The 599-nt window shown below is 65.3% G+C and carries 1 pseudogene; it reads left to right on the top strand.

The features are described from left to right. Positions 1-599, top strand: a pseudogene (locus CIK93_RS06955) (F0F1 ATP synthase subunit beta); the annotation flags it as partial.

Below are 599 nucleotides of genomic sequence, written 5' to 3'. Positions count from 1 at the left end.
ATATCCCGACGGCAACGCGATCTCGGAAGGTTCGAAGGTTGCCCTGGTCTATGGCCAGATGAACGAACCGCCGGGCGCCCGTGCCCGCGTCGCGCTGTCGGGCCTGACGATCGCCGAATATTCCGCGACGTCGAAGGCCAGGACGTGCTGTTCTTCGTCGACAACATCTTCCGCTTCACCCAGGCGGGCGCCGAAGTGTCGGCGCTGCTCGGCCGCATTCCCTCGGCCGTGGGCTATCAGCCGACCCTGTCGACCGACATGGGCGCGCTGCAGGAGCGCATCACCTCGACCAACAAGGGCTCGATCACTTCGGTGCAGGCCGTGTACGTTCCCGCGGACGACCTTACCGATCCGGCCCCGGCAACTTCGTTCGCCCACTTGGACGCGACGACCGTGCTCAACCGCGCGATCTCGGAGCTCGGCATCTATCCGGCGGTGGATCCGCTGGACTCGACCAGCCGCGTGCTCGAGCCGCGCGTCGTCGGCCAGGAGCATTACGAGACGGCCCGCGCAGTCCAGTCGAACCTGCAGAAGTACAAGTCGCTGCAAGACATCATCGCCATCCTGGGCATGGACGAGCTCTCGGAAGAGGACAAGCT

Source organism: Prevotella sp. P3-92, assembly GCF_002251205.1.
Lineage (GTDB): Bacteria > Bacteroidota > Bacteroidia > Bacteroidales > Bacteroidaceae > Prevotella.
Note: the sequence above shows the minus strand (reverse complement) of the source record. Positions and strands in the feature narration are given on the sequence as shown.